General features: G+C 63.2%; 8 protein-coding genes. 2 read left to right on the plus strand and 6 right to left on the minus strand.

The window, feature by feature from the left end:
* The 5 genes from ACRDUX_RS22670 to ACRDUX_RS22690 all read right to left on the minus strand — a co-directional run.
* Positions 1-836 (minus strand): amidohydrolase family protein (locus ACRDUX_RS22670; protein WP_526416720.1); only part of this gene is annotated, 836 nt, incomplete at its 3' end.
* Between the two features lie 50 nt (positions 837-886).
* Positions 887-1,696, minus strand: coding sequence for an MBL fold metallo-hydrolase (locus ACRDUX_RS22675; RefSeq protein ID WP_526416722.1), 810 nt, complete (start codon positions 1,694-1,696; stop codon positions 887-889).
* Positions 1,693-2,520, minus strand: coding sequence for an MBL fold metallo-hydrolase (locus ACRDUX_RS22680; protein WP_526416724.1), 828 nt, complete (start codon positions 2,518-2,520; stop codon positions 1,693-1,695). The genes ACRDUX_RS22675 and ACRDUX_RS22680 overlap by 4 nt, the downstream gene beginning before the upstream one ends.
* Positions 2,521-2,638: 118 nt before the next feature.
* Positions 2,639-3,319, minus strand: a complete 681-nt coding sequence (locus tag ACRDUX_RS22685) for a Crp/Fnr family transcriptional regulator (RefSeq protein WP_526416726.1) — start codon at positions 3,317-3,319, stop codon at positions 2,639-2,641.
* Between the two features lie 116 nt (positions 3,320-3,435).
* Positions 3,436-4,815 carry an MFS transporter gene (locus ACRDUX_RS22690; protein WP_526416728.1) on the minus strand — a complete coding sequence of 460 codons (1,380 nt, stop codon included), beginning with the start codon at positions 4,813-4,815 and terminating at the stop codon, positions 3,436-3,438.
* Between the two features lie 480 nt (positions 4,816-5,295).
* Here ACRDUX_RS22690 and ACRDUX_RS22695 point away from each other — a divergent pair, with 480 nt between their 5' ends.
* Positions 5,296-6,528 carry a CaiB/BaiF CoA transferase family protein gene (locus tag ACRDUX_RS22695; protein WP_526416730.1) on the plus strand — a complete coding sequence of 411 codons (1,233 nt, stop codon included), beginning with the start codon at positions 5,296-5,298 and terminating at the stop codon, positions 6,526-6,528.
* Entirely contained in the window at positions 6,528-7,433 is a 906-nt protein-coding gene (locus ACRDUX_RS22700; protein WP_526416732.1) for a hydroxymethylglutaryl-CoA lyase, read from the plus strand. Before ACRDUX_RS22695 ends, ACRDUX_RS22700 begins: the two co-directional genes overlap by 1 nt.
* On the opposite strand, the gene ACRDUX_RS22705 is transcribed toward ACRDUX_RS22700, so the two are convergent.
* A partial coding sequence (locus ACRDUX_RS22705) for an FCD domain-containing protein (RefSeq protein WP_526416734.1) occupies positions 7,430-7,615 on the minus strand: 186 nt, incomplete at its 5' end. The genes ACRDUX_RS22700 and ACRDUX_RS22705 overlap by 4 nt on opposite strands.

A 7,615-nucleotide genomic window follows, 5' to 3' on the forward strand; every position in this document is an offset into this window, starting at 1 on the left:
ATGTAGCCCTGGACGTTGGGCCACACGAAGGCCTCCGAGCCCCACAGCAAGCGGTCCGGGCCGACGTACATCATCGCCTTGCCGAGGCGCTTGAGCGCCTCGCGGGGCATGATGGGATAGATGTTGATCCACGCCGAAAGTGCAAGCCAGATATTGGGATTGCGTGAGGCGATGCTGATGGACTCATCGATGTACGGGTCACCAAGGTGGTGGATGATGAAGTTCAGATCCGGGAAGTCGAGCGCCGCTTGCTGCAGGTCGGTGGGGTGCATGTGTTCCATGCGCTCAGTGCCGAACGGGACACCCTTGTGGAACTGCACGTTGTTGATGCCGAGTTCAAGCGCCTTCTCCCACATGGGGTAGGCGATTTGGCGGTCATCGACTCTCCAGCTCAACGAATTGTCGTGCGCTTGATAGAACTTGAAACTGACTGCTCCCCATTCCTCGGTCTGACGGGTCATCTCGTTGAGCGCGCCGTCGAGGCCCTGGTACAGCGGGTCCACCCCGCCGCAGAACAAGACGCGGTCGGGATAGGCTTCCTTCAGTGCGTACTGCCGCCGAGCCGGCGAGAAACCGTCCTTCCACCAGCCGAAGAGCGGCACGGTCTGAGCCATGGCGATGTCGGTGTCGGACTCCTCGAAGAGGATTCGGCCGGCTTCTTCGACGCTCAGTTCCTGGTCGAAGAAGTGGTCGTTGGACGGATACTTCTTGTTGGAGAACAGGTCCCCCATGCCAATCAGGTTCTGCGCCGTCTTGACGCCCTGCGGGTTCAGGTTGTCGGGCTTGTTGTCGTACATGTGGACGACGTTGTCGAAGATGAACATTCCATCACGCATGATTGTGGTGACCTCTCCTGGTGGGCTGTTTACTAATGAGTGATTCGGGGCTAGCTGTGAGAACCCAACCGAAAACCCTCGCGGATCGCGGGGACCGTGCGGGCGAGATCGGTGATCGGCAAACCGTGGGTGGGCCCGATCAGTTGGACGCCGAGCCTGTCGAGTAACGAATCGAGTTCTGACAGATAGGGTTCGACGTCGGTGAGCCGGGTCCAATACAGCGCGAGTTCGGCGAACAACGCAGTCATGTCGGGCAGGTCGAGCGAGGTGGCCTCCTCGGCGACGAGCCCGCAGTGGCCGTCGGTGTGATAATGGCTGTAGGCGAAGCCGTCGCCCGGGAACAGCGCCGCACTCTGATCGTCGAAGCCCCAGTAGGTGGGCATGAGATCCCGGATGACGCCGGGGACGATGCTGAACTCCCTGCCGCCCAGGTCGTAGTTCAGGGTCGCGGCCGTTGGTACGTGGATGCGGTCGGCGAACTGCGGGAAGACCAGGTGAAGGTCCTGGACGCCGCCGATGGCGATTGCGGTCGGGTACTTGGCGAGCAATCGCCCGACACCACCGGCATGCGGTGTTTCGGGATGGGTCGAAAAGACGTACTCGACGGGTGGCACCAGATGGGTGAGCTCGTCCAGCTGGCTCTCGATCAGGTCGATGTCACCTGGAAAGCCGGTCTCCACTATGAGCGAGCTGTTGTCGCCGGCGATGACGTACACGGAGTTGTAGGAGTGGAACACCTGCCCCTTGTATGGCTGACGAAGACAACCGCCGAGCCAGAACAGTCCAGGAGCGAGCTGACGGGGCAACGGAAGTGGTCCAATGGCATGCGGTGTATCGACCAGTCGGGGAGAAATCGTCACGACGGGACCCGCGCCATCGAGGGGGCGGCGGTCGACGAGGTGGCGAGGTCGCGAAGTACCCGTTTGTAGACGTCGACGGTTCGTCGTACCGCCGGGCCCTCGATGAGGGAGCCGTAGGCGGGTGCGATGCGTTCGACGTGGAACCCGGCGAACACGTCGTCCAGCCAGTCGACGATCACGTCCGTGCGCGCCCCCGCCAACCACCAGTAGCGAGTCTCGATCAGGTAGTCGCGGAGCGTGTCTGCGGTGACGTCGGCGGCTTGATCACCAGGGAGATGGCCGAATGCGTCGGAGGTGAACATGGTGCGCGAGAGCGGGTCGAAGAGCCAGTGCGTCGTCAACAATCGCAACGCGGGTTGAAGCACCGAGATGATCCGGGACGGATTGTCGAGAAAGGTGATGGGGTCCTGTCGCACCACCGAGTAGGGAACGTTCACGGCGTTGCCCTCCAACCTCCGGTCAGGACGGAAGCCGAACCAGCTCATCCCTTGGGACTGAGCGCCGAATACGGTGGTGACGTTGAAGTTCGTCGCGACGGGGATGACGTTGCAGACGGAGTCGAATTCGCTTTGGCGTAACGCGAATACGCCGAGCCGGTGATCGTCGGGAAGCTGCTCGTCGAGCCACTTCAGGACGTCCGGTTCGTGTGCGCTGTAACCGGTGTCGATCAGCAGAGCGGCGGGTCCGTCGCGGAGAAGGTACACGTTCACGACCGCCTCGCCACGCTGCGTGGCGGGGTAGGCGGCGATGCGGCCGTCCAGGTCGATCGGTAGGCGGAGCACGCTGACCGCTCCGTCGGCGAACGTGAAACTCGTTGACTGCACTGGTGTTATCGCTCTCTGACGTCCCGTGGGCCCTGCGTGGCTGTGAGGTAGATCATCCACGCGGGACGAGGCGATGTCTGTCAACTGTTTGACAGAGAGAAGAGAAACTTCGGTCGATCTACGGGCCAAGGCCCTCGGTAGCGATCTGGGCGAGACGACTCTGATCGACTACGTCGATGTGGCCGCGCCGCAGGGCAATTACGCCGGCTTGCTGAAGCTTGTTCAGCGCATAGGTGACGGAGACCCTGGTGCGGCCGGTCGCCGATGCAATCGTCTGGTGGGTGAGATCGAGAAGCGCTCGCGCTTCATCGGCGACGTCGGACTGCTTGGCCTCGGTATGGAAGGCCTCCAACAGGGCGGCGACCAGCGCGGTCGTGTCGCGGAACGTCGCCGCCTCGAGTTGGTCGATGAGGGTGCTGATCTTTCCGTACGCCCATCCGAGTAACGACATGAGGACATCCGGGTCGGACGCGCATGCCCTGCGCAGTTCCGCTTGGGGGAGTCTGGTCGCCTCGACGGCCGAGATGGCATGGACTTGAACACCGAGGGGCACTTCGGAGACGTTTCCGAAGGTGATGAAGTCGCCGATCACTGACCCCGCTGAACCGTAGAACAGCAATCGCTCCCGTCCGCTGGCCGTGAGGATCGAGATTCGGATCACGCCCGACGTGATCAAGTAGGCGTTGTCCTTGAGTTGCTCGACGTCGGCGATACACGCATCCGGCGCGAAGCTCACCGGCCGTCCCCGAACGAAGTAGCGCGTGAGATCGAGGTCGCCGGTGCTCAGAAACGGTTTCATCGACGACCGCCTCCTACGGTGCGGCAAGCCGGGTGACTTGTCGCACCGAGCGTCCCACGCCGCGGCCACCGCCCACTGCATTTCGGCGCGTTGCACGGCGTGGTGCGCGGGTACCTCTACCGCGCCTCGCCCGAGACCGGATGTGCTGCCGGTTGAGCCCCGTCGCCGGACCCCCGTAGCGCGAGCTCCGCGCGTTGCGCGATCTGGCCGAGGCTGGGGAACAGCGAGCGGAAGACGATGGGGACGACGCCGGCGACGAGGAGCATGCCGGCGAAGAACACTGTCGCTCGGCCGAATTCGTGTGCATCGCCTGCGAGAATGCCGGTGAGGTACGGACCCAGGAATCCCCCAAGGTTGCCGATGCTGTTGATCAACGCGATGCCGCCTGCCGCGGCGGTTGCGGACAGGACGCTCATCGGTGATGCCCAGAACAGCGCGATGTACGTCAGTGCGCAGGCCACCGCGACGCATAGCGCTGCGAAGGCCACGACATGTGACGAGATCAGCAGGCTCAGCACCAGAGCCAGCCCCGACACGACACCGAGTGCGGCGAGGTGCCAGCGTCGATCGCCCGACTTGTCTTGCGTGCGGCCAAGAACCGTCATGGTGATCATCGCGATGACGAAGGGTATGGCGGCAAGAAGGCCGTTCTCCAGTGGCGACAGGGAGGCGAATCCCTTCTGGATGATCTGTGGGAGCCAGAAGAAGATGCCGAAGTAGCCAACGCAGATGCCCAGGTAGGCGACGCTATAGACCCACACCGGCCACGTCTTGATTGCGTGGAGGAAGCTTGCGCTGCTGTGCGGATCGAGGGTCTGCGCCTTGCGCTCGAGATCGAGAGTCTGCAGTAGGGCGTCGCGCTCGGGAACGGGAAGCCATTTCGCCTCCTGCGGACCGGTCGGCACCACACGCGTCCACACCAACGCAAAGACGATGGTTGCGCCGCCGCACATGATGAACAGCCACTGCCAGCCGTCCAGGCCGAGCCATCGCATCCCGAGCAGCAGGCCCGCCAGCGGGCCGCCGATCATGCCTGCCAGCGGTACCGCGAGCAACGTCAACGCCAGTGCGCGTCCGCGCTGGGCAGAGGGCAACCACAACGTGATGGTGAAGATGACCCCCGGAGTGAATCCGCCCTCGAACACTCCCATCAAGAACCGGAGTGCAATGAGGGTTTCGGCGTTCGGCACGAACGCTTGCAGCGTGGTGACGACCCCCCAGCCAAAGACGATCGCGCCGATCCACTTGGTGGCACCGACCCGCTGGAGAGCGAGATTGCTCGGCACTTCGAAGATGGAGTACCCGACGAAGAAGATCCCTGCCGCCAAGCCGAACATCTCGGCGGAGATCCCCAGCGTCTCGTTTATCTGTAGTGCGGCGTAGGAGATGCTCGATCTGTCGATGTTCATGAGCATCTGCCCGATCAAGAACATGGGCAGCAGCCTGCGGCTGATGATCCGAAACGCGCTATCCGCGTAACTGAGCGGGGCGGTCATGACGGTGCCTTTCTTGCGGGGACCCCCGATGAGCTCGGTCGGGTGTCGCTGTCGGCATGGCCGATGGGGTCGACGACTAGCTTGCCCGGTCTTGCGATCGCAGCCAGACGGGGTCGGATGACCTCTTCACTGGATAGGGCGGGCTGTCTGACATTTCTTCGATTGTATGCATTGACTGTGATCAAAGTAACGCAATGATTCACCCGTGGTCAACGGTCGTTGGGCAATCGGGGGTGCGGAACATAGATTTCGCGAGGTAAGCACACGAGACTGCAGTTGGCAGAACAGTGGTTTTGGTGGGTTTCCGAGCTGGGGAAGGAAACGGCCGGGTCATCGTCCGGCGCTGCGCCTGGGCTGAGTTGATGACACTCGAAGGGATCAATGCATACAATCTGACCTCATTGGCTTGGAAAGCGTGGTCCCGTACCGCGTGAGCAGCTCGCACCCGGCCGTACGCATCAACGCCAAAGGAGAGCGACCGTGACCACGTCATCTGTGCCCACCCGTCATTCCGCCAGCACGGTGGGCCCGCTCAATGGAGTCCGCGTTCTCGAGGCGGGGTCGCTGATCGCCGGACCGTTTTGTGGGCAATTGTTGGGTGACTTCGGTGCGGAGGTGATCAAGATCGAGGACCCGGGCGTCGGTGACCCGATGCGCGAATGGGGTTCCCAGAAGCTGCAAGGTCTTTCGTTGTCCTGGCCGATCATCGCCCGCAACAAGAAGTCGGTGACGTGCAACCTGCGCACCGAGGCGGGCCAGGACATTCTGCGGAGGTTGGTCGCCGAGTCGGATGTGCTGATCGAGAACTTTCGGCCGGGCACCTTCGAGAAGTGGGGCCTCGGCTACGAGGTATTGCGCGCCATCAACCCGAGGCTGGTATTCGTCCGGGTCACTGGTTACGGGCAGTCGGGCCCGTACTCGCAACGAGCAGGCTTTGGCTCCATCGGCGAGGCGATGGGCGGTATCCGGCACCTCACCGGAGAGGCAGAGGAAAAGCCTTCCCGCATCGGCGTCTCGCTCGGCGATTCGCTGGCTGGCACGTTCGCGGCGTTGGGTGCGGTCCTCGCGCTGTTCGGCCGGGGAACCACGGGCGAAGGCCAAGTCGTCGATTCCGCCATCTACGAAGCCGTTCTGGCACTGATGGAATCGACGATTCCGGAGTGGGTGCTCGCGGGCGTGCAGAGGCAGCGCACCGGATCCGTTCTGCCGGGAGTCGCTCCCAGCAATGTCTACCCCACTGGCGATGGTCGCGACATCCTCATCGCCGCCAACCGTGACACCGTCTTCAACCGACTCTGCGACGTGATGGAGGAACACCACCTCAAGGACGACCCGCGGTTCAGCACCCATGCCGCCCGCGGTCGCAACATGGACGAAATCGATCAGCTCATTTCCAAGTGGACCACGCAAGGCACCGCCGAGCAGCTGCTGGAACGTCTCCACGACGGTGGCGTTCCCGCCGGTCCGATCTACACCGCGGAGGACATGGTTCGCGATCCGCACTTCGCCGCACGCGAGGCGATCATCACCATGCAGCACGACGTACTCGGCTCGTTCCCCATGCAGAACGTGGCCCCGCGACTGTCGTCGACGCCGGGCAGCGTCAGGACGATCGGGCCGAAGTTGGGGCAGCACAACGACGAGGTGTACCGGGGCCTGTTGCACATGGACGACCAGACCCTCGTGCGGCTCGATGCCGAGGGAGTCGTGTGATGCACCCCGATGTCATCATCAGCGAAGTCGGGCCTCGGGATGGACTCCAGAACGAGCCAGAGACTGTCAAACCTTCGCAACGCGGTGAGCTCATCACCCGGTTGGTCGATACCGGGCTGCGCCGCATCGAAGCCGTCAGCTTCGTCCGAGACGACGTGGTGCCGCAGATGGCAGGCGCGGAGGCCGTTCTCGACGAGGTAGCTCCAACCGATCGCGTCGACTTCCTTGGCCTGGTCTTGAACCAGCGTGGCCTCGGCCGCTGTCAGACGACGATGTGCAGACCGAATCTCACACTGTGCGTGACGGATACCTTCAACCAACGCAATCAGCGGGCTACGGTCTCCGAGTCGTTGGCACAGGTCGCAGGGATGGCCGCGGCAGCGCATCGAAACGGGCAGCGGGTCACCGTGACACTGGCGGCGAGTTTCGGATGCCCCTTCGAAGGGGCGGTGTCAACCTCACACGTCATGCGGATCGCGGAAGGGGTCGCGGCCGCCGGCGCCGACGAGATCGTCTTCGCCGACACCATCGGGGTGGCGACCCCCTCGCAGATTCGATCGACGGTGAAGGCCGCTCTAGGTCTGCACGTACCGGTGGGGCTGCATCTTCACAACACGCGAAACACCGGCTATGTCAACGCCTTCGCCGGGATTGAAGCAGGTGCAACGATTCTCGACAGTTCGGTAGGCGGCATCGGCGGATGCCCGTTCGCCCCTGGGGCGACGGGAAACATTGCGACGGAAGACCTTCTGTACCTGCTCGACCAGGAAGGCGTCCAGACCGGAGTCGACATCCACCGCGTCATCGAGGTGAGCCATTGGCTGGGTTCGATTCTGGGGCGTCGGCTGCCCGGCCAGCTTCACTCGGTGGGGGTCGGAGCTTCCTATCAAGGCTTGGCCGTCTAGTTCTCGGAGGCAGGCCGGGTTGACATCAACGCTGCGCGCGCGGCGAGGACGTGGGCCTTGGTGACTGCCGCCACCCAATCGCGGTCGCCGGCTCTCATCGCCGCGACGATTTCCCGATGGTGACCGCGGCTGCGGTCGAGATCCTCGCGCGAGTATCGGAGAAACGACGCCCTTACCAGGGG

Origin of the sequence: Mycobacterium sp. (assembly GCF_050701675.1) — a bacterium.
GTDB lineage: Bacteria > Actinomycetota > Actinomycetes > Mycobacteriales > Mycobacteriaceae > Mycobacterium.

What these genes read in the sequence shown, in the direction of transcription:
- ACRDUX_RS22685 (WP_526416726.1), bottom strand. Translation starts at nt 3,319, where the DNA reads ATGAAACCGTTTCTGAGCACCGGCGACCTCGATCTCACGCGCTACTTC.
- ACRDUX_RS22690 (WP_526416728.1), bottom strand. Translation starts at nt 4,815, where the DNA reads ATGACCGCCCCGCTCAGTTACGCGGATAGCGCGTTTCGGATCATCAGC.
- ACRDUX_RS22700 (WP_526416732.1), top strand. Translation starts at nt 6,528, where the DNA reads ATGCACCCCGATGTCATCATCAGCGAAGTCGGGCCTCGGGATGGACTC.